Origin of the sequence: Gilliamella sp. BG1, from assembly GCF_046635625.1 — a bacterium.
Taxonomy (GTDB): Bacteria; Pseudomonadota; Gammaproteobacteria; order Enterobacterales; family Orbaceae; genus Gilliamella; species Gilliamella bombi.
Genome location: NZ_JBIDFG010000005.1, coordinates 70,946 through 93,558, shown reverse-complemented (window position 1 = coordinate 93,558; position 22,613 = coordinate 70,946). Strand labels below are relative to the sequence as shown.

Below are 22,613 nucleotides of genomic sequence, written 5' to 3'. Positions count from 1 at the left end.
ACCTACTAATAAATAATCATTTGCCCATCAACTTGGCGATCAGGTTTTACATTCATCGTTCTAAGCACACCGCCCATAATGCGACTGAAAACAGGTGCAGAAACCGAACCACCATAATATTGCCCCGCTTTAGGGTTATCAATAACAACAACAAGTGAATACTTTGGTGCTGTTGCTGGAGCGATACCTGCGGTATAAGCTAAATATTGATTAACATACCGTCCACCAGATAATTTTTTCGCTGTTCCTGTTTTAACTCCAACACTATAACCAGGAACCGATGCTTTAGTTCCTCCACCAGTAACAGCTACAGCCTCCATTAATTGAACAACTGTTTTAGCATCTTTTTCAGAAACTACACGTTTACCCTTAACAGGTTCTGTGACTTTTAAAATTGATACAGGTCGGTAAATTCCATAACTACCGATAGTTGCATAAGCTCTTGCTAGCTGTAATGGGGTAACAGTTAATCCATATCCAAACGCAAATGTTGCTCGCTCAATATCAGCCCATTTTCTGGTTCTATCGGCTGCAATTGAACCACTAACTTCACCACCTAAGCCTAATTCCGTTGGTTGACCTAATCCAAATCGACTATAGAATTCTACAAGATCATCCTGTTGCATTTGTAAAGCTAGCTTACTTACTCCAACATTACTTGATTTTTCTAAGATACCTGCCAAATTAAGCGTTTTTTGATATGACACATCTTTAATTTCATAACGATTAACATAAAAAGGTCTAGTATCGATAATAGTATTTAAGTTAGCAATTTTCTTTTCTAAGGCAGCCATTACAACTAGCGGTTTAACCGTAGAGCCTGGTTCAAACGCATCAGTAACAGCTCTATTTCTCAATAAATTATAATCAATTGATGAGCGATTATTTGGATTATAAGATGGGCTGGTTGCCATCGCTAAAATCTCACCACTATGCACATCAACCAATACAGCTGTTCCACTGTCTGCTTTGTTAAATTGAACCGCTTGACTAAGTTCGCTATAAACTAGTGATTGTAAACGCTCATCTATACTTAATATTAAATCTGATGCTGTTTCTGTTTCTGTCCGTTCTAATTCTTCAATAACACGACCTACTCGATCACGTCTTACAACTCTTTGCCCCGATTCACCTATTAACCATTTATTAAAGCTTTTTTCAATACCTTCAGAACCTTTCTCAGCACCATTTGCATCAATATCTGTTAAACCAATTAATTGAGCTATATTTTCTGCCGCAGGGTAATAACGTTTAGATGTTTTAGCAAACGATATCCCCGGTAACTTTAGTTTTTTTAAATAGTCAGATATTGTTGGCGTTACTTGCTTAGACAAATAAACAAATCTCATTGATGGATTGTTTAATTTTTGCTTTAGCGTTGACATTGGAATATTCAACGTTTGTGCTAATCCTTGCCATCTAATATCATCAGCTTTAACACCACCTTTTTGCACAACAATTTTAGGATCTGCCCAAACATCAAACATCGGTACACTTACTGCTAACGCACGCCCATTACGATCGGTGATCATGGCTCTTGGTGCATCAATTTCTTGGTGACGAAGTGAGCGCTTATTACCTTCAGCAATCAGTTTATCTGGTTCAATAATTTGCAATAATGCCATTCGAGCCATAAGACAAATAATCGCTAAAATAATAAGTCCATATATAATATAAAAACGATTCGGTGTAAAAAACTGTCTTTTACCATTTAACCTATTATTTTTATTTGTTTTTGCAACCTTTTTAGTTTTAGTTTTAGTTTTAGTTTTAGTTTTAGTTTTATTTTTTTTATATTTAGTGGCAGGTTTCATTATTTACTCTTTATTACAATGACTGTTTCATTTTGCTGTGTCACATAAGACATACCTAATTGATTTTTAGCTTTCTCTTCGACACGTTTTGGATCAGCAAGTACATTTTCTTCAATAACTAAATTCCGCCATTCGCTTTCTAACACATCTTGTTCTAATAAAAGTTGCTCACGTTCAAATAACTGTTTACGAATTTGTTGCGTTGTTATTAATACTGCACCAGCAGAAATAATAATCATCACAAGTAATAACAATGAAATTTTTTGATGCCTAAATAAATCCCCAATAATTACACCAAACAAGCTTTTACTCGGTCTTTTTTGAAAATTTTTATCAATATAAGTTTTATCTAGAAAAAAATCATTGTCTTGGTTATTCATTTTTCCTTTCTGCTACCCTTAATATTGCGCTTCGGGAGCGCGGGTTATTATTAATTTCAATAGTATTTGGTTTAATTTTGCCAAGTGATTTTAATTTAGCACTACCATATTGTTTAATTTGTTGTTCAGTTAATGGTAATCGTGTTGGTAAATCTGGACCTTTACTCTGTTTACTAATAAATTGTTTTACAATCCTATCTTCTAAAGAATGAAAGCTAATAACCGCTAATCTTCCTTGATTGGCAAGCACTGATAAACAACTATTTAGCACTTGCTCGACTTCTTCCAATTCACTATTAATATAAATACGAATAGCCTGAAAACTACGTGTAGCTGGATGCTTATTTTTATCCTTTCTTGGTGTAGCTTTTTCAATTAAATTAGCCAACTCTAAGGTACGAGTAATCGGAGAAATTTTATTCTGCTCGACAATCGATCGAGCAATACGTTTGGCAAATTTCTCTTCACCAAATGCCTTTAACACCCATGAAATATCGTCTTCATCACTGCTAAGTAACCATTCACTTGCAGTTAAACCTTTACTATTATTCATACGCATATCAAGAGGTCCATCACGCATAAAAGAGAATCCCCTGTCAGGATCATCAAGTTGTGGTGATGAAACACCTAGATCTAATAAGACACCATCAATTTCACCCAATAATTCTAACTCTTCAATATATTGATATAAATTTGAAAACTCACCACGAATAAAAGTAAATCGAGGATCTATTATCTGTAACGCAGATTGCTCTGCACGCTCATCACGATCAATAGCAATCAATCGTCCTTGTGCTCCTAGTTGTTCAAGTATTAAACGAGAATGGCCTCCTCGTCCAAAGGTACCATCAACATAAATGCCATCTTTTTTTATATTTAATGCATTTACAGCTTCGTTTAATAAAACCGTCGTATGTTGATAATCCATCAATCTTTACTCTTATTAAATAGTTAAACTTTTCAAATTATCTGATAAGTTTTCAATATCGCTTGATAATGCGGTAATATCATCATTAATTTGTTGATACCAACTTGCCTCATCCCAAATTTCAAATTTATTAGATTGACCAACAAACATTATATTTTTTTCTAATTTTGCATAAGTACGCAATGTAGGTGACAATAAAATTCGTCCAGAATTATCCATTAGGCACTCAGTTGCATACCCCAATAACAATCTTTTTATTCTACGTTCAGTTTCAACAATGGTTGATAATGTTGCAAGTTGCTGTTCAATACATTTCCATTCGGACATTGAATAAAGTGTCAAGCATGGGTCGTATAAACCAATTGTGCAAACCATACCTTCAGATAAAGATTCACGGTAGCGAGTAGGAATAGCTAACCGTCCTTTATTATCTAAACTAATTGAAATTGCACCACTAAACATAAAAGTATTTTTCTTTATAATTTATTTAAATTTTAATTAATAAAAATCAACATGTTAATAAAAACACCCATTTTTACCACTTAACCCCACTTTTTACCACAAAATTTAATAAATTAATAGGTATTTGAATAATTAATTTATAAATGATTTAAAAGCATCTTCTAGGTTTTTATGTAGAAAATAAATTGCTGGTATAAGAAAATTAAGGAGGGGGGATTTGCCGACGTAAGTCGGCAAAAAAATGAGGAAAATTTAAGATACGGTCCAAAACCCAGTTATATTAACTTTATCCTGCTGCAAAACAGCACGAATAGGCATTTGATTAACATCATTATTTTTTTCGGCTTGTTCTAATACACACAATTTGCTTTCACCAACTAAATGTAGGTAGATATTTTTGCTATTTAAAATAGCTGGCAATGTTAATGTAATACGATCTAGTGGTGCTGTTAATGGTGTCATACCAACAACTTTCCGTCCAGATTTCATATCTAAACCGTTAGCCAAATTAGCTGCGCCTGGGAATAATGAGGCAGTATGCCCATCTTCTCCCATACCTAAAACAATTACATCAAATGGCATCGGAACTTTATCTAAAAGTTTATCTGTAACTTCTGCACCATCAAATGGATTATTACAACTGTTTTTTAAACCAACAAAATTAGCCAATTTAGCATTATTTTGTAATAGATAAGTGTTCACTAACTTTTCGTTACTAGCATCATCAGTATCATTAACCCATCTATCATCTACCAACGTAATAAAAACTCGGCTCCATTCTATATTTTGTTTACTTAGTGAAACAAATAATGGAATAGGTGTTTTACCACCAGAAACCGCAATTGAAGCATGTCCTTTTTGTACAATGGCCTGTTTTAATTCATTGACGATATGTGAGGTTAAATCTTCGATCAATAATTGACTATTTTGATATTTATTTAACGTAAACATAGTTATTTTTCCTTTATTCAAATTCGTGCCATGAATGCCCATCTTTAGTGATTAAGGCAACGGATGCGACTGGTCCCCAAGTTCCGGCTTGATAAGTTTTTGGTGGTTCTTTTTCTGTTTCCCATGCACTAATAATTGAATCAACCCATTTCCATGCTGCTTCAACTTCATCACGATGAACAAATAATGCTTGGCGACCACGCATAACTTCAAGTAATAAACGCTCATAAGCATCAGCACTTTGTTGGTGAAAAGTTTCGCTGAAACTTAAGTCAAGTTTAGTGGTTTGTAAATTATGATTACTATCTAACCCTGGTACTTTATTTAGGATTTCAATATCCATACCTTCATCAGGTTGTAAACGAATCGTCAATTTATTTTGTGGCAATTCTGGATAAAATTCACTAAATAAATTAAGCGGTAATGGTTTGAAATAAACTACAACTTCAGAACATTTACTTGGTAAGCGCTTACCAGTACGTAAATAAAAAGGAACACCTGCCCAGCGCCAGTTATCAATATCAACTCGAATTGCAACAAATGTTTCGGTATTACTTTTTGGGTTTGCGCCATCTTCTTCTAAATAGCCTGGCACATTAACACCATTAACAAAACCTGCTGTATATTGCCCTCGAACTACTTTTTCACGAATATTGGATTTGTTAATTGGTCTAAGCGCATTAAGTACTGCTATTTTTTCATTACGCAAACTATCATCTTCAAGATTAGCAGGTGGGGACATGGCAATCATGGTTAATATTTGTAATAAATGGTTTTGTACCATATCACGCATTTGACCGGCTTTATCAAAATATCCCCAACGGCCTTCAATACCTACTTGTTCAGCTACCGTAATTTCAACATGATCAATAGAATTACGATCCCAAAATGATGCAAACACTGTATTAGCAAATCGTAAGGCTAATAGGTTTAATACTGATTCTTTACCTAAGTAATGATCAATACGATAAACTTGCGACTCACTAAAGAATTTAGCCACTGAATCATTGATTTCTTGAGATGACTTGAGATCTGTTCCAAGTGGTTTTTCCATCACAATGCGGTTTTGCGATTGATTTAATCCTGCAGCAGCTAAACCTTGACAAATAGTCCCAAAAGCACCCGGGTGCATTGCAAAATAGAAAATAGCTGGATGATTCAAATCAAGTTTATTTTTCAATCCTTCAAAACCAGCACTATCATTAACATCTAGCTTATGAAAGTCCAATCGTTGGCTAAATCGTTGCCAAATATTATCGTCTAACGGTTCTGGCATAAACGAGATTAGTGCTTCTTTTGCTACCTCACAATAAGCGGCATGATCCCAATCAGCGCGCCCTACGCCTAAAATCTTTGTTTGTTCAGGTAGTTTTCCGTACTTTTCTAATTGATATAAAGACGGTAATAATTTACGTCTTGTCAAATCCCCTTTAGCACCAAAAATAACTAAATCGCAAGCTGGGATATCAGACATGGTTTTCTCCTACGATGGTATAATGTAATTATTCTATTATGTTGAATGGTTGGTGTACACCCGATTAATAGGATAAATCATAGTAATAGGCATTATCCTTTGTTTACTCTAAAACAAAAAGGCCACCTCTGGGTGACCTTTTGCTTGAAACAAGTTATTGGGTAATTTCCCAATAAGCAAATTATGCTCGTACAAAATCCATATGAACTAATTTTGGTTTAAATGCATGACGTTGTACTGCTTGCACTTTTACTTTAACTGCTTTTCCGTCAACTTCAATAGTTAACACTTCAGAATAAAATTCTGGTTTTTCTTGCATATTAAAAACTTGGTTGTGATCAAGCACAACAGAGACTGCAGGTTCAGTTCCACCATAAATAATGGCTGGGAATTTACCAGCGTGACGCAGGCGGCGGCTCGCACCCTTACCATGCTCTTTTCTAACTTCAGCTTTGAATGTAAACATATTAATTTCTCTTAATTATTTAAAATAGAAACCAATTACAGGCGACCCAGTAATTGGCTATCAAACTAGTACTTTAAAAAGCGTTGGAGATTATAAAGTGTTATCCCTCTAAACGCAATCAATTAATCATATTACAAATCAGTAAAATATTGATTACGTATATGGAATATTATATGCACACTTAGATCAATTCTATTTTAAAACCATAAGTTGATTTTTTATTCGGTAATAACTTTAATGGTTTTGTGATACAACCTGCTTCGACACAAACCATAGATTTATACTCATCATCACCAAAATCTCCCATTGATTTAGCTTTATTTATCCATGGATTCCAAGTAACAATATCACTTACATTAGTATTGGTTAATTGAATTGTTCGAGTGCCATCAGTAACAGTGATTTGATTACTTGCATTGGTATAAATACGATCGACCTCTTGATTAAATGTCAATTGGCCTACAGTCGCTGGTTTGTTTTCAGCAGCAAGTCGTTCTTGATAAGCTTCACCTAAACCTTTGACTACAACACTATCAATATTATCAACTCCAAAATAAGTATGTAGAGCACTAGTTACATCAAAGTCTGCTGAGCAGCTTAAAGAAACTTCACAAGTTTTACCTAGATGAAGATTTAATGATACCGAGAAAGGTTTGCTACAATAAGATTCTGTCTGCGGATTATTAGTGAGCGATAAAACAAGGGTAACGCCTTGCTCGTCCTCTTTACATGAATCTAATGTCCATTCGACAATGCGTGCAAAACCATGAGAAGGATTGCCTAACTGACCAAACCAAGGCCAACAAACAGGCACTCCACCTCGAATAGCTACTCCTTTTTTAAAATTTGTTTTGTTACTCAGCCAAACAACTGGTGTTTGTTCAGTAGATGGTTGCCAAAATAATAAGTGTGCACCTTGTAATGCAACAGCAGCACAACAAGTGCTATGATTAATAACTAAAATTGGCAGTTCACCATAAATTGATTGTTTAATTGATGGGCTTAAGGATACACCTGATAAGCTACTATCTAAAATCTCTTTACATATACTCATATTTACTCCTAAATAATAAATTTAACAAATTATTGATAATTGTATACTTTTTAAGTTAATAATAAAAACATAATAGATGCAAAAGCATTTTTTAAAGAATTGGAGTAAAATAAAGCACTATAAATAGTGAAACAGCACTCTAATTGTTTTTGTCAAAAAGTTTCAGGTAACACTACGTTTATGTATAAAATCCCATTAAGTTTATATATTCATATGCCATGGTGCGTACAAAAATGTCCCTATTGCGATTTTAATTCACATACCATAAAAAAAACGCCAAATTATGAATCTTATATAGAGCATTTACTTAAAGACCTACAAAACGATACAATTTTCTGTTCAAATCGCTCAATTCATTCAATCTTTATCGGTGGAGGTACACCTAGTCTATTTTCAGCCGAGTTGATTGATAAATTATTATCAAATATAAATAAGATCATCCCTATACATAAGGATGCTGAAATCACCATTGAAGCTAACCCAAATTCTGTTGATATAGAAAGATTTAATGGCTATCAACAAGCGGGTATAAACCGAATATCAATTGGCGTGCAAAGTTTTCAAACCGATAAACTTGTTAAATTAGGACGGGTACACGATCCCAAAGAAGCAATCACAGCTGGAAAACTTGCCAAAACATTAAATTTAAGAAGTTTTAATTTAGATTTAATGCATGGTTTGCCAAATCAAAGCATTGATGATGCTCTATATGACCTAAAACAAGCCATTGCTATTGCACCACCGCATTTATCTTGGTATCAATTAACGATTGAGCCAAATACGCTATTTGGTTCAAAACCACCTGTTTTACCTGATGATGATAAACTTTGGGAAATTTATCAACAAGGTCATCAATTATTAACTGAAAATGGTTACCAACAATATGAAACCTCTGCTTATGCTAAAGAAGGATTACAATGCCAACATAATTTAAATTATTGGCGATTTGGAGACTATTTAGGCATTGGATGTGGCGCTCATGGTAAATTAACGCAACCTGATGGGAAAATTATTCGCACTATAAAAACTCGTCATCCAAAAGGGTTTTTAGAGGGGCGTTATTTAGATAAATATTATACAGTCCCAAAAGAGGAATTGCCTTTTGAATTTTTTATGAATCGTTTTAGACTTTTTGAACCAACACCTAAACATGAATTTGAACAACGGACTTATTTACCTTTACACTCAGTTGAAAAACAAATAGCGATTGCCATTGAAAAGAACTATTTAATTGAGGATAAACAAAACTGGTTGGTAACTGATCATGGCAAGTTATTCTTGAATTCGTTATTAGAGATGTTTTTATAGATAACATTTTGAAATACCTATATTTATCTAAAAAAACTTATCCTTTACGTTTATTTAACATGATAGATACGAACTATTTAATCAATTATTCACATATCTTTACAGACTTTCTTCAAAAAAAAGTACATACTATGTCTCGACAATGCATTATTTCATTGTTTTCCTATTCCTTATGTTTTCCCAATAACTTTTGTTATTGGGTTTTTTTTGCCTATAATTCCGATAATCACATTAATTTTAATAACTATTCAATTGAAGTATGAAAAAGGAAATGTTTTAGTTCAGCTAATGTAGAAGTTCCTTCCATCGGACCCTTTTTAGATACGGCTAAAGCACCACTAGCATTAGCATATTGCAAAGCTTGTTCAACAGAGTAACCTGCTAACATTAAACTGACAAATGTTGCTCCGAAACAATCTCCCGCACCAGTTGGATCTATCGAGTTGACCTTGTATCCATCAACATGAAGTGTTTGTAAATGACCTTGTTCATCAAGTCCATAATATTTAGCTCCTTTAGCCCCCCCTTTTACCACAATATGTTTAATACCTTTTTTAAGCAACTTAAACATGGTTTGTTGTTCATTTTCATTATTGTTAATAAAATAGCTAACTTCGTTTTCACTAGGTAAAAATATATCGGTATACTCCATAATATAATCGAAAGATTGTTCCATTTCTGGTATATCAAACATTTCTTTGCGTAGATTAGGATCAAATGAAATTGTACCACCTTTACTTTTGATGATATCCAATGCTTTTCTCATAGCATCAATCACACGAAATGAATAAAGCGATGACCCCATTACATGCAAATGAGTACAATCTCTTAATAAGTTTTCATTAATATGGTTAAACGAAAGTAAACCACATGCACTATTTGGAATGTTAAAAATAAAATCTCTTTCATTAGAACCTTTATAAGTAACAAACGCACTACCTGTATTGGCCTTATTATGTGGAGTAATACCATCAATAATGACACCATCACTTTTAAGGCGGTGGATGCACATTTTTCCAAAAATATCTTTTCCTACACAACTAAAAAAAACAACAGGAAAACCTAATTTTGCAACTTGATCTGCAAATATTGCAGGGGCGCCACTAACAAAAGGGCCGATAAACTCCCCAGCTTGATCGAAACGCTGATTTTGTTCTTTTGCTAAAAACTCAACTAGCAGTTCGCCTATCGTGCAGATTTTAAAACGCATATTATGTCTCCAATTTGTTTTGATAAGTTACACAATATTTATTTGAAATAAGCTGCTCAAAATTAGCATCTAATAATTGTTGATGATACTCGGTTACAGCAGATCTCGATAACATCACCATATCAATATCAACTAAAGTTCCAATACTATTATCATTATTATGAATAATACGTTGCGGTAATATGCCAATTGTATGTGCTGCTTTTTTCATTATTTGTTGATAAATTCTAACCTGTTCTAAACTTTCAATAATCAATTGATTATCAGTATTGATTGAACTTAATTCGATAACAAAATGCGATATAGAAAATTGGTTCAAAATAAAATTGATCATTTTGTTATCTAACAAAAGATTCCCTTCCAGTACGGCTCCACCAACAAGCACTACTTCAGCATCGGTAAACTCTTTCGCTAATTGTGCATTGCTAATGTCATTCATAATAAGTATTAATGATTTTTTGCAATGTAAAAACGGAATCAACTTTCTTATCAAATTTCCATGGCTTAAAAACAATATATCGCCATCACTAATATAACTTAAACAGGTTTTAACTAATTCAATATCACAACTATTACTTTGTATATAACTTGGTGTATTAACACTTAGCTGATTAAACACACCTTCAGGGGTAACATAAATTGCACCACCAAAAGAACGCTTTAAATATCCTTGCTGCTCTAAATAAGTTAAATCTTGACGAATAGTCACATTTGAGACCTGAAGCAATTCAGATAATTCATCAACTTTAACTTCACCTTGCTTACGAACAATTTCTGCAATTTGTAATCGTCGTTTTAATAAACCTGAAGATGCTCTAGCCAATTTTATTTCCTACGCCATAGATAAAAATTAAGGATAGTGATAATAGAATTAATCATATATTAGGTCAACATCAAACTATGATTAGAATTTTATCTTATAAATCATACCATTAATAATTAGCATTTTTTATCCCACAGCGTTTTACATATACATGTTAACTATCAAAACGAAAATTTATCAATCTTTTTTATTTCGTTTTAAAAGTAATGTTAATTTTTGTGATCTAACTCACGCGATTATTACTAGCTTAACTTTCGTTTTGAAATCATAATTAATGGAAATAATTTTCAAAACAAAAGTTACTAGCATAATACAAAGTGAATTAGATTATTAAGGAGAAGTTATATGACTATTATTTCAAGTAATAACATGCTAAAAAAGGCTCAAACAGAACATTATGCTGTGCCTGCCTTTAATATCCATAACTTAGAAACTATGCAGGTCGTTGTTGAAACAGCAACAGAATTACAATCGCCCGTTATTTTGGCTGGTACACCTGGTACATACAGTTATGCAGAAACAGAAAATATACTTGCTATAGCAAATGCTTTATCAAAAAAGCATAACATACCATTAGCTGTCCATTTAGATCATCACGAAGAATATAACGATATCACCAGTAAAATTAATGCTGGAGTAAGATCGGTCATGATTGATGGATCCCATTTTCCATATGAAGAAAATATCGCCATTGTCAAACAAGTAGTTGAATATGCTCACCGTTACGATGTTAGTGTTGAAGCTGAATTAGGTCGCCTTGGTGGCGTTGAAGATGATTTAATCGTTAATGATAAAGATGCTTTATATACTAATCCAAAACAAGCTTTAGATTTTATTGAAAAAACAGGAATTGACTCCCTCGCTATCGCCATTGGTACAGCACATGGTCTTTATAAATCAGAGCCAAAACTGGATTTTGATCGTTTATCAGAAATTCGCTCAATGGTTGATATTCCTCTCGTATTACATGGCGCTTCGGGTGTTCCAGAGAAAGACGTGCGTGAGTGTATTAAGCGTGGAATTTGTAAAGTAAATGTTGCGACAGAATTAAAAATTGCATTTTCAGATGCATTAAAACAATACTTTATTGAACATCCCGATGCCAATGATCCCCGCCATTATATGAAACCTGCAAAAGCAGCAATGAAAGACATTGTCAAAAAAATTATTACAACATGTGGATGTGCAGGCAAATTATAGAGGCCAAGATGATGATCTATACATTAACACTTAACACTGCAATCGATATGAATATTCATTGTCAAGGGCTTACCCCTAATGCAGTTAATCGAACCTCTCATACTGAATATAGCCCGAATGGCAAAGGAGTCAATGTTTCAATCGTATTGCATAAATTTGATAGCCCCACTTGTGCATTAGGATTCTTTGGTGGATTTTCTGGTAAATATATTATTGATGAACTAACGAAAATACAGGTCAAGACAAAACCCTGTTTTATTGATGATATCACGCGTATTAATGTTTTTATCAATGATAATGAAAACGAATATAAATTAGTCAGTAAAGGTCCGTTTATACCTAATGAGAAAAAAACAGAAATGCTAACTATTATTGAATCACTGGTTAACAATAGTTATTTAGTCATCAGTGGTAGCTTGCCAAATAATATTGAATCTGAATATTACGAGGCTATTTTAAATTTATGCAACAAAAAAAATATTCAAGTTATCCTTGATATTAGTCACCCAAAATTAAGTGATTTACTCTCCTATAAACCACTATTAATTAAACCTAATGATGATGAAGTAAAAGAGATTTTTGGCTTTGAAACGAAAACAAAACCACAAGTCATTGCTGCACTAGAAAATATTCATGCGCAAGGAGCGAGAAATATTTTATTAACCATGGGCGCTAAAGGGCTTTACTTTTCTAATGGGACAAATATTTGGTTTTGCAATGCTGTAAAAATCAAATTAATTAGCTCGGCTTGTGCCGGTGATGCGTCACTAGCAGCTTTTCTTAGTGAATGGCTACCTGAACAACAACATATTGAAAAAGCCATAAAAAAGGCATCAGCAACAGGCGCTAACGTTGCAGAATCAGACGGATTAGGTTTACTAAATAAAATCAATATTTATATGGATCAACTTGAAGTTACCCTAATCAAGTAAAGGAGATTGTTATGAAAAAAATATTAGCCGTTACAGGCTGCCCAACCGGTATCGCACATACTTATATGGCTGAAGAGGCCTTAAAATCAGCAGCCCAAAAGGCTGGAGCCGAAATAAAAGTGGAAACCAATGGTGCTGGTGGTATTGATAACGCCATTACTGATGCTGATATTGTCAATGCAATTGGCGTTATTATTGCAGCAGATAAAGATGTCAATCCAGATCGCTTTAATGGTTTACCCGTGCTTGAAGTACCGGTTAAAGACGGTATCCATAAGGCTGCAGCACTAATCGAAAAAATTATGTCAGGTACAGTTCCTGTTCGTAAAGGCGCCCAAAATAGCACTAATAACACAGTTTCATCAAACCAAGTAGAAGTAAAAGAATCGATTGGACGCCAAATCTATAAACACTTAATGAGTGGTGTGTCAAACATGCTACCATTTGTTGTCGCTGGTGGAGTACTAATTGCTTTATCATTTTTATGGGGAATCTATTCAGCCGACCCTAATAATGCCCAATATAATGAATTTGCTGCATTGTTAATGAAAATAGGTGGGCAAGCATTTGGCATAATGGTACCAATCTTTACTGGATTTATTGCCTATTCAATAGGTGGAAAACCTGGTATGGTGGCTGGTTTTGTTGGTGGCTTAATTGCCAACATTACTGGTGCAGGATTCTTAGGCGGAATTATAGCTGGCTTTGCAGCAGGCTATTTAATGCTTTATGTCAAAAAAATATTAGATGGATTACCTCGTTCATTTGAAGGACTTAAATCGATTTTTATTATGCCATTAATTGGTGTATTTGTTATCGGTGCAGGTATGTTTTTACTTGGTGGTCCAATTGCAAGTATTAATAATGGAATGAAATCTTTCCTTGAATCATTACAATCTGCAAATCCTGTTTTACTCGGTATTGTTATTGGAGCAATGTGTTCGTTTGACTTTGGTGGTCCTGTTAATAAAGCAGCGTATGTTACTGGCACTATGTTGTTAGGTGAAGGAAATTTCTATTTCATGGCAGGTGTGTCTGCTGCTTGTATAGTACCACCCTTTGTTATTGCATTCTCTACCACTATTTTCCGCAGCAAAGCTTTCACAGAAGAAGAACGTGCTGCTGGACTTGTTAACTATGTTTTAGGTTCGACACACATTACAGAAGGTGCAATCCCATTTGCGGCTAAGGATCCTTTGCGAGTAATTCCAATTATGATGTTATCTTCTGCAATTGCATCAGTATTGACATTCATATGTCAAATTCAAGTTCCAGCGCCACATGGAGGATTTTTAGTTCTACCATTGGTTAATAAACCATTTTTATGGGTAGGCTGTATCTTCGTAGGAGCACTAGTTGGCGCTATTTTATTAGGTTTAGTACGTATTCATCAAAATCGACAATTAGTTGCCAAAAAATCAGTTTAATCAATCAAGAAATATACCGATTTATTTCGGTATATTCATTTTAGTAAGGAATAGAAATGAGCACATTAAATTTGACAGTACATGATATTTCAATCGTAACTGGATCCTATTCTAAAAAAGAAGCAATTAAACATGTATCAGAAAAGATGATCCAAGCTAAGTTAGTCAAAGATGACTATACCCAAGCAATGTTTGATCGTGATAACCAAATTTCAACTTTTTTAGGTAACGGGATCGCCATTCCACACGGCACAACAGAAAAACGTGATAGCGTTATCCAAACTGGAATCAAAATCATATATTATCCTGAAGGAATCAATTGGGACGAAGATAATAATATAGCTTATGTTGTCATTGGTATTGCTGCAAAAACCAATGAACATTTAGATATTTTACGTCAACTAACCCGAGCTGTGATTGCTGAAGATACGCTAACACGAATTCACGCAGTTAAAGCTTCGGAGGATTTATTAGCAATTCTTCAAGGTAATTAAAAGATCTTGAGTTTGTAATAAAAAGAAAAGGCATAAAAATGTTGTTATAATATAATCTCAATAAAATCTATTAATAACAAAGCATTATGCCTATAAAATATTAATAGGCGCCTACTTAAAAAAGCTACAAAAATACATTATTTTAAAAGCATATTTAATATAACGTAATGGGAATAATATTGCCTTTTCAGAATCAGAACGACAGCAGTTGATGGAGCTTAAATTCGTGGATGCCAAAATTATTGAAAGACTTGAAGATATGCACTTCGATTCTTTCGATAAATTGCGTAATGCTAGTTTAGATGAAATTCTTAACAAAAGTACGTTATTATCAGGTTCAACTTGTTGGAAAAACAGTCATCAAGCAAAAACGGTAATAATTCATATTTTGAGTTTAGCCAACAATACGTAATATTTCTTTTATGAGTGGTAAGTACATCCAACTTTTCAATTGAACAATGATAATCGTTTTTTTGATTTCTTATCTATTTTCAAGATATTTATACTGAAACGTATAGTTACCTGAAACTTTTTCACAAAAAGATAGCTGTCAATATATCCCAATTTATGTAAGGCATAGTTAATCATATTGAAAAATATAAAATGTATAATTGATTCAATATAGCTTGTTTAATCTAAAAATAACGGTATGCTTTTCGCTAACATTATCATTTTATATAAACTTTATTAATTAGTTTTTGCTCATTTAGTTGAAGTTTGGCAAAATAGACACCCTAGCTAGGCGATGATGATTGTCTTAAATGATTTGAATTTGTTAATAATAAATAAAAAGTAATATAAACATGTTATTGTTAAATAAAAGCAGGAACGGAATTAGGATGATTAGTCGAATTAAACAACCTACAAAAATATTATTCATCTTGAGTTGCCTAAGTGGTATAGCCATTTGTTCTGCACCTGCTTTTGCCGATGAAGAACAACAAATTTTACCGCAAACAATTTCACCTCAAACTGAGGAAGAAATCGATGTTAATATTCCTGTTCAATCATCTCAGGATAAACAAATTGATATCGTTATTCCTACTGAAAAACGTGAGGTAATTTACCACAAAACCATCTTTTCACTTTCAGGTCAACCAAAGTATCATGTTGACTTTCAACATGTTGATTATGTAAATCCTAATGCACCTAAAGGTGGAGTAATTAAACTGGCTGAAGTTGGCTCTTTTGATAATTTGAATCGCTATGCTAGCCGTGGAGCACCTGAGCGAAATTCGGGAGCGTTATATGACACGCTTTTTACCAATACGGCTGATGATATTACTAGTTTTTATCCACTTATTGCGACATCAATAACTTATTCTGATAGTTATCGTTGGGCTGAGGTTACTATTAATTCCAACGCTCGTTTTCAAGATGAGAAACCAATAACTGCCCATGATGTTGAGTTTACCTTTCACAAATTTATGACCGAAGGCGTGCCTCAGTATCGTGTTTATAATAAAGGCATTACAGTTAAGGCAATAGATGATCACCATGTGCGTGTTGATATTCCCGATTCCGATCGGGAAAAACTCTTTTCATTCGTTGGTAGTATGCGAGTTATGCCGAAACATTTTTGGAAAGATCATGATCTTTCTGAACCACTAACTACACCACCAGTTGGTAGTGGTCCATACTACATTAGCGAATATAAATTAGGGCAATATGTTGTTTATCGACGTAATCCGAATTATTGGGCACGTAATTTACCTATTAATAAAGGCTTAGATAATTTTGACGAAAAACGTATTGATTATTATATGGATAATAACGTTTCGCTAGAAGCCTTTAAAGCTGGCGAATATGATTTGCGTGCTGAAGATCAACCTAAAAACTGGTTTACTCAATATCAAGGTAGATATTTTGATTCTAACCATATTATTAAACAAGAAAAACCAGTTCAAACAGCTACCGACACTAGATGGCTTGCGTTTAATTTACAAAAAGACCTATTTAAAGATATTAAAGTTCGTGAAGCCATTACCTTGGCATTTGATTTTGAATGGCTAAATCATGCCTTTTATTATGACAGTTACAAAAGACCTTATAGTTTTTTTGAAAATACCATTTATGCCGCAATCGGCACACCTAGTGAGCAAGAATTAAAATGGCTTAATGCTTATAAAGATATTATTCCAAAGCGTGCTTTCGGCAATGCCTATTATGTGCCAAAAAGTGATGGTCAGGGCTTTAATCGTGATAATTTATTAAAGGCAGCAGAATTATTAAAACAAGCGGGCTGGGAAGTTAAAGACGGTAAGCTGATTAACACTAAAACACAGCAACCATTTGAATTTGAACTGATCAGTTACCTCGGTAGTGATATTAAATATGCCATTCCCTTTCAACAAAATTTAGCACGTTTGGGGATCACCATGAATATTACCTTGCTAGATTCAGCACAACAATTACGACGTGTTCGTGAACGTGATTATGATATGGTTGCACGTGATTATTATGCCGTAAATTACCCAAGCTCTAATTTGCTAGTGCTTTGGGGAAGCGAGTATCTTAACTCATCATGGAATGCTTCGGGTTTGCATAATAAGGCTATTGATGCCATTATTGCTGAAATCACCAAACATGTGGATAATCAAGAAGAGTTAGTCCCGCTAGGACGAGCGCTTGATCGGATTTTAACGCAAGAATATCCAATGATTCCAATGTGGTATAACAGTAAAACGTATTATGCATACTGGAATAAATTTGGGCAACCAGCTATACAACCTACTTATGCAATCGGAGTTGATAGTTGGTGGTATGATGCAAACAAAGCAGCTAGCCTACCTAAAAATCGGAAACATTAATATGATCAATTACCTTATTCGTCGACTGTTGCTGATTATTCCAACATTGTTTGTGATTTTAACTATCAACTTTTTTATTGTACAAGTTGCGCCAGGTGGACCCGTTGATCAGGCGCTTGCTATGATTGAAAACGGACCGCAAGCAGGGCAAGGGCTATTGCCTGGGAGTGGTGGCTCATCTACGCCAGTGCAGCAATATAAAAATGAATCAAATTATCGCGGTTCACGCGGTCTTGATCCCCAAGTTGTCGCAATGATAGAAAAGCAGTACGGCTTTGATAAACCGATATTTGAACGTTATATCGAAACACTAAAGAAATATATATTATTTGATTTTGGTAATAGTTTTTTTAAAAGTGAATCGGTACTAGGTTTAATTGCCAAAAGTTTACCTGTTTCAATTTCATTAGGATTATGGAGTACTTTGATTGTTTATCTAATTTCAATCCCGTTAGGCATTCGCAAAGCAGTGAAGGATGGCTCTGCATTTGATTTTTGGTCAAGTACCTTAATTATTATTGGCTATGCGATACCTGCTTTTTTATTGGCAGTTTTATTTATTGTATTATTTGCTGGCGGTAGTTATTGGGATATTTTTCCTCTACGTGGGCTAATATCGAACCATTTTGATCAACTCGATTTTTGGGGCAAAATAAAAGACTACGCATGGCATATCTGTTTACCCACTATTGCAATGGTCATTGGCGGTTTTGCATCACTCACCATGCTAACTAAAAATTCATTTTTAGATGAAATCCGCAAACAATATGTAATAACCGCACGTGCTAAAGGATTAAGTGAAAGAAAAATTTTATATAAACATGTTTTTCGCAATGCAACATTACTGATTGTATCGGGCTTTCCTGCAGCTTTTGTTGGTATTTTATTTACTGGTTCATTATTGATTGAAATTATCTTTTCGCTTAATGGACTTGGGCTATTGGGATATGAGGCAATTATACAACGTGATTACCCAGTGATTTTTGGTTCATTGTATATTTTTACATTAATCAGCCTTATTACTAAATTATTATCTGATTTATCTTATATGATGATTGACCCACGTATTGACTTTGAGGCTCGCAACTAATGACCACCCATTACTCTATTAATCAACAGCGTTGGCAACGATTTAAACAGAATCGTCGTGGTTATTATTCACTTTGGTTATTTATGATCTGTTTTGTGATTAGCTTATTTGCTGATTTTATTGTTAACGATAGACCAATTTTTATTAAATATCAGGATAATTACTATTCGCCGATTTTTCATTTTTATCCAGAAACGGAATTTGGTGGACAATTAGCCACGCAAACCAACTTTCTTGATCCTGCTGTACAAAATAAAATAGAAGCTAATGGCTGGATTTTATGGGCGCCATTTCGTTATAGCTACAATACATTAATTTATGATACATCAAACACGTTTCCAACGCCGCCTTCGGCATCACATTGGTTAGGCACCACCGATGCAGGTTTCGATGTATTAGCCAATATTTTATACGGTTTTCGCATATCTATGTTTTTTGCGATTTTCTTGACGATTTTCACTTCAATTATTGGTGTCATTTTTGGGGCTATACAAGGCTATTATGGAGGTAAAATTGATCTAATCGGTCAACGTTTCATAGAAATATGGAGTGGGTTACCAGAGCTATTTGTTATTATTCTGTTAGCCAGTATTTTACCGCTTAATTTTTGGTGGTTATTAGGTATTACCGTATTATTTGGTTGGATGGCTTTAGTAGGTGTTGTGCGTACTGAATTTTTGCGTACTCGCAATTTTGATTATATTCGTGCAGCTAAAGCAATGGGAGTTAGTGATACTAAAATTATGTTTCGTCATATCTTGCCTAATGCCATGGTGGCAACATTAACCTTTTTACCTTTTATACTTTGTGGCTCGATAACAACACTAACAGCGCTAGATTTTTTAGGTTTTGGTTTACCGATTGATTCGCCATCACTAGGACGATTATTACTACAAGGTAAAAACAATCTACAAGCTCCTTGGCTTGGCATCAGTTCATTTTTAGTTATTGCAACTTTACTGTCACTGCTTATTTTTATTGGTGAAGCAGTAAGAGATGCATTTGATCCAAACAAAGGAGTGTATTAATGAGTTCTCCTTTATTATCCGTTCAGGATTTAAGTGTTGCATTTAAACGTGGTACGCATTTACTATCGCAAGTAGTAAGTAATGTTAGTTTTGATATTAATGAGCAAGAAACACTTGCTTTAGTGGGAGAGTCAGGCTCAGGGAAAAGCATTACCGCATTATCAATTTTACGACTACTACGTAAAGAACAAGTGGTATACCCTACTGGTGATATTTTGTTTGAAGGAAAATCATTATTACATGCGCCAGATAAAGAACTTCGTAAAGTTCGTGGCAATGAAATTAGCATGATCTTCCAAGAACCGATGGTGTCATTAAATCCTCTACATACAGTTGAAAAGCAACTTTATGAAGTGCTGGCGTTACATCGAGGAATGAAGCGTAATCAAGCTCGTGGCGAAATTTTACAATACCTTGATCGTGTAGGCATTAAGGAACCAAAAAGTAAATTATCAGCTTATCCTCATCAACTATCTGGTGGCGAAAGGCAGCGAGTAATGATTGCTATGGCAATATTAACGCATCCAAAGTTACTTATTGCTGACGAACCGACAACAGCACTAGATGTATCTGTACAGGCACAAATTATTCAGTTACTAAAAGAGTTAAAGAAAGAACTCAATATGAGTATGCTTTTTATTTCGCATAACCTTGGTATTGTTAAAAAGCTTGCTGATAAAGTGGCTGTTATGCAACAGGGCCAAATTATTGAATACAATAATAAACAGCGTGTCTTTTTACGTCCACAGCATGAATATACTCAAACACTATTGAATTCAGAGCCAAAAGGTGAACCTGTACCATTGCCCGATTCACCTGGAATATTACTTAATGTTAATCACCTTAATGTTGAAGTTATTACCAAAAAACGTTTATTTAGCAGCCAAAAGAAGAAAATTATCAACAATATTGGGTTTGCTGTACACCAAGGTGAAACGGTTGGTATTGTAGGTGAGTCAGGATCGGGGAAAAGCACTACAGCATTAGCAATTTTACGGCTAATTAAATCGCAAGGTGATATTTTATTTGATAGCCATCCGATACAAAATCTAACAGGTAAAAAACTGTTACCATTTCGAAGCCGTATCCAAGTAGTATTTCAAGATCCGTTCTCTTCGCTTAATCCTCGCCTCAATGTTGAGCAAATTATTAGTGAAGGATTAATGACTCATAAAAAATTAAACAAAGTTCAGCGTGAACAAGCGGTAATCGATATTATGCAAGAAGTTGGCCTTGATCCTGAAATGCGTTATCGCTATCCGACCGAGTTTTCTGGCGGTCAGCGTCAAAGAATAGCGATTGCTCGCGCGTTAATTTTACAACCAGAATTATTGATTTTAGACGAACCTACTTCATCGTTGGATCATACTATTCAAAAACAAATTATTAATTTACTGAAATCATTGCAAGAAAAGCATCAGCTTAGTTATTTGTTTATTAGCCATGATTTAGCGTTGGTTTACACTATGTGTCACCAAGTGGTTGTTATGAAAGATGGTAGTATTATTGAGCAAGGCTCACGTGAGAAGATCTTCTATTCTCCTGAAGATGAATATACAAAAGCATTACTTTCATTTTTAGATAAGCCACCTCGAAAGAAAAGTAATACTATGATACATAAAGATAAAATTGACAAAACAGAGCAATTTACTCATAAGGATGAATCTCAACAAGATCTACAGCAAGATAAGAAAAAAGATAGAGAGGTCAGTTGGGAAGATGCCTTGTTAATGCGTAGAAAATAAATATGCAACGCAATAATTTAACAATGGTTTATAATAAAACCATTGTTAATAAGTCAATATACCAATCTATTTAGCAGGTTTATTATGCAAAAACGAATACTACCTTTTTTATTAACCCCTTGCTTATCAATAATTCCAATAAATGCCATGGCGATAACCTGTAGTGATAATCCTATTCAGAATATAGTTGAGGCAAATAACTATATCTTTCAAATCCTCGATTATATTGACTCACCAGTAAGAAATATTAAACAAGAGATTCGGACTTCAACTACCAAATTGGGAGCGGATGCTAACAGCTCTACAGCTAAGCACGAACTAGAATATGCTTCTAACGGACTTATCACACAAAGCCATTATGATCTTTATTCAGATAAAAATACCCGTATTTACTCGGAACACCTACAAAAAAATAAATCTGGTTGGGAAAATATCATTGAAGATGTAGAAGATAAAACTAACAGCATTATCCAATTTAATACCGATGAACAAGGCAAAATTGTCGTATCACAGCAAACTAAAAAAGCGACCGATTTTGTCTTTTTTGAAACAGATAATTATGTATACGACAGTAATAATTGTCTTATCAATAAAAATGTACAATGGCTACTTAAAGAAACTGATGAGAATGGTAACTATACAGGTAAAGAACAAAAAGGGGCTTCAATTTATACATTTGGATATCAAGAGCAACAGTTAACCAAAGTGTCGTATCAATTTAGTAATAATATGAAAAATGAGAGTGATTTTTCGTATCAATATGATAATGGTCATCATCGGTTAACAACCATTGAAGCTACTTATATGTCATCAGGCAAAGAAGCGGCTCATTATGTAACTAATTTTTCAACCTTTAATGAAAAAAACGATTGGCTAACAGCAATTAAAATTAAAAATAATAACGGTGGTAAACAGACAACTATTACCCGCGAACTTACTTATTATTAGTCTTAAAAATACACAAAACGTGATTTGATTAATAACGTTTTGTGTATTTTTGCCGTTGTTCTTACAATT

The 22,613-nt window shown here is 34.0% G+C and carries 20 protein-coding genes and 1 pseudogene; 11 read left to right on the top strand and 10 right to left on the bottom strand.

The genetic code is table 11. From position 1 onward, the window contains the following. Positions 1–5: 5 nt before the first annotated feature. The 8 genes from ftsI to ACGH80_RS03505 form a co-directional block, all read right to left on the bottom strand. The gene (ftsI, locus tag ACGH80_RS03540) at positions 6–1,814 is read right to left on the bottom strand and encodes a peptidoglycan glycosyltransferase FtsI (RefSeq protein WP_411630544.1); all 1,809 of its coding nucleotides are present in this window, start codon (positions 1,812–1,814) and stop codon (positions 6–8) included. Further along, positions 1,814–2,194, bottom strand: coding sequence for a cell division protein FtsL (gene ftsL, locus ACGH80_RS03535; RefSeq protein WP_085164936.1), 381 nt, complete (start codon positions 2,192–2,194; stop codon positions 1,814–1,816). Before ftsL ends, ftsI begins: the two co-directional genes overlap by 1 nt. Further along, positions 2,187–3,122, bottom strand: a complete 936-nt coding sequence (gene rsmH / locus ACGH80_RS03530) for a 16S rRNA (cytosine(1402)-N(4))-methyltransferase RsmH (protein WP_411630543.1) — start codon at positions 3,120–3,122, stop codon at positions 2,187–2,189. The genes ftsL and rsmH overlap by 8 nt, the downstream gene beginning before the upstream one ends. 15 nt (positions 3,123–3,137) lie before the next feature. Then, on the bottom strand, positions 3,138–3,584 hold the full coding sequence (gene mraZ / locus ACGH80_RS03525) for a division/cell wall cluster transcriptional repressor MraZ (protein WP_065590397.1): 447 nt from the start codon (positions 3,582–3,584) through the stop codon (positions 3,138–3,140). Between the two features lie 252 nt (positions 3,585–3,836). Continuing rightward, positions 3,837–4,535, bottom strand: coding sequence for a 6-phosphogluconolactonase (gene pgl / locus ACGH80_RS03520; RefSeq protein WP_174798742.1), 699 nt, complete (start codon positions 4,533–4,535; stop codon positions 3,837–3,839). A 13-nt stretch (positions 4,536–4,548) separates the two neighbouring features. Next, a complete protein-coding gene (gene zwf / locus ACGH80_RS03515; protein ID WP_296317162.1) occupies positions 4,549–6,009 on the bottom strand; it encodes a glucose-6-phosphate dehydrogenase in 1,461 nt (486 codons plus the stop codon). A gap of 181 nt (positions 6,010–6,190) precedes the next feature. Then, positions 6,191–6,475, bottom strand: coding sequence for a 50S ribosomal protein L25 (rplY, locus tag ACGH80_RS03510; RefSeq protein WP_034910200.1), 285 nt, complete (start codon positions 6,473–6,475; stop codon positions 6,191–6,193). 181 nt (positions 6,476–6,656) lie between these two features. Beyond that, the gene (locus ACGH80_RS03505) at positions 6,657–7,529 is read right to left on the bottom strand and encodes a D-hexose-6-phosphate mutarotase (protein WP_411630542.1); all 873 of its coding nucleotides are present in this window, start codon (positions 7,527–7,529) and stop codon (positions 6,657–6,659) included. A 180-nt stretch (positions 7,530–7,709) separates the two neighbouring features. On the opposite strand from ACGH80_RS03505, the gene hemW reads away from it, so the two are divergent. Further along, positions 7,710–8,837: a radical SAM family heme chaperone HemW gene (gene hemW / locus ACGH80_RS03500; RefSeq protein WP_411630541.1), complete on the top strand. Its 1,128-nt coding sequence runs from the start codon at positions 7,710–7,712 to the stop codon at positions 8,835–8,837. Positions 8,838–9,081: 244 nt separating this feature from the next. Here the strand turns inward: hemW and ACGH80_RS03495 are convergent, their stop codons facing one another. Further along, positions 9,082–10,047: a sugar kinase gene (locus ACGH80_RS03495; protein WP_411630540.1), complete on the bottom strand. Its 966-nt coding sequence runs from the start codon at positions 10,045–10,047 to the stop codon at positions 9,082–9,084. Between the two features lies 1 nt (position 10,048). Further along, a complete protein-coding gene (locus ACGH80_RS03490) occupies positions 10,049–10,870 on the bottom strand; it encodes a DeoR/GlpR family DNA-binding transcription regulator (RefSeq protein ID WP_065590359.1) in 822 nt (273 codons plus the stop codon). Positions 10,871–11,215: 345 nt separating this feature from the next. Between ACGH80_RS03490 and ACGH80_RS03485 the strand changes: the two genes are divergently transcribed. The 10 genes and pseudogenes from ACGH80_RS03485 (at position 11,216) to ACGH80_RS03440 (ending at position 22,544) form a co-directional block, all read left to right on the top strand. Next, positions 11,216–12,070, top strand: coding sequence for a tagatose bisphosphate family class II aldolase (locus tag ACGH80_RS03485; RefSeq protein ID WP_034910211.1), 855 nt, complete (start codon positions 11,216–11,218; stop codon positions 12,068–12,070). Between the two features lie 11 nt (positions 12,071–12,081). Then, entirely contained in the window at positions 12,082–13,002 is a 921-nt protein-coding gene (pfkB, locus tag ACGH80_RS03480; protein WP_411630554.1) for a 1-phosphofructokinase, read from the top strand. Between the two features lie 11 nt (positions 13,003–13,013). After that, on the top strand, positions 13,014–14,429 hold the full coding sequence (locus ACGH80_RS03475) for a PTS fructose transporter subunit IIC (protein WP_411630539.1): 1,416 nt from the start codon (positions 13,014–13,016) through the stop codon (positions 14,427–14,429). 56 nt (positions 14,430–14,485) lie between these two features. Continuing rightward, positions 14,486–14,923, top strand: a complete 438-nt coding sequence (locus ACGH80_RS03470; RefSeq protein WP_296300293.1) for a PTS sugar transporter subunit IIA — start codon at positions 14,486–14,488, stop codon at positions 14,921–14,923. 211 nt (positions 14,924–15,134) lie between these two features. Next, a complete protein-coding gene (locus tag ACGH80_RS03465) occupies positions 15,135–15,335 on the top strand; it encodes a hypothetical protein (protein WP_218056962.1) in 201 nt (66 codons plus the stop codon). Between the two features lie 427 nt (positions 15,336–15,762). After that, entirely contained in the window at positions 15,763–17,733 is a 1,971-nt protein-coding gene (locus tag ACGH80_RS03460) for an extracellular solute-binding protein (protein WP_411630538.1), read from the top strand. A gap of 1 nt (position 17,734) precedes the next feature. Further along, on the top strand, positions 17,735–18,823 hold the full coding sequence (locus tag ACGH80_RS03455) for a microcin C ABC transporter permease YejB (RefSeq protein ID WP_034910220.1): 1,089 nt from the start codon (positions 17,735–17,737) through the stop codon (positions 18,821–18,823). Then, positions 18,823–19,851 carry an ABC transporter permease gene (locus ACGH80_RS03450; protein WP_065574164.1) on the top strand — a complete coding sequence of 343 codons (1,029 nt, stop codon included), beginning with the start codon at positions 18,823–18,825 and terminating at the stop codon, positions 19,849–19,851. The genes ACGH80_RS03455 and ACGH80_RS03450 overlap by 1 nt, the downstream gene beginning before the upstream one ends. After that, a pseudogene (gene yejF / locus ACGH80_RS03445) lies at positions 19,851–21,434 on the top strand (microcin C ABC transporter ATP-binding protein YejF); the annotation flags it as partial. The gene ACGH80_RS03450 and the pseudogene yejF, both read left to right, overlap by 1 nt. A 246-nt stretch (positions 21,435–21,680) precedes the next feature. Continuing rightward, complete coding sequence (locus ACGH80_RS03440; protein WP_411630537.1) at positions 21,681–22,544, top strand: hypothetical protein; 864 nt, start codon at positions 21,681–21,683, stop codon at positions 22,542–22,544. The last annotated feature ends 69 nt before the right edge of the window (positions 22,545–22,613 follow it).